Source organism: Nocardia flavorosea, from assembly GCF_015477805.1.
In the GTDB taxonomy this organism is placed as follows: domain Bacteria; phylum Actinomycetota; class Actinomycetes; order Mycobacteriales; family Mycobacteriaceae; genus Nocardia; species Nocardia flavorosea_A.
The window spans coordinates 1-278 of record NZ_JADLQL010000025.1 but is presented as its reverse complement, the minus strand read 5'-3'; the positions used below and the strand labels follow the sequence as shown (position 1 = coordinate 278).

The following is a 278-nucleotide window of genomic DNA, read 5'->3' as shown; positions in this document are numbered from 1 at the left end:
GGCAGTTCCAGAACCGGCGCGAGACCCGCGAGTTCCTGCCGCCAGTGCGCGATCTGGGCGGCCAGTGCGGAGTCGGGGTCGTCGGCCGAACCGAGCGCGGCGTGCTGCCACAGGGTGAAGTCGGCGTACTGGATCGGCAGCGGCGACCAGTCGGGCTCGGTGCCCGCCGTACGGGCGGTGTAGGCGGTCATCAGGTCGCGGGCCAGCGGCGCGGTCGAGACACCGTCGGCGGCGATGTGGTGCACCACCACCGCCAGCACATGATCGTCCGGGGCGAC

At 72.7% G+C, this 278-nt stretch carries 1 protein-coding gene; it reads right to left on the bottom strand.

Features of this window, described 5'->3' with window-relative positions; translation table 11 throughout:
- On the bottom strand, positions 1-278 hold a 278-nt coding region (locus IU448_RS28625; protein ID WP_195058850.1), incomplete at both ends, for a condensation domain-containing protein.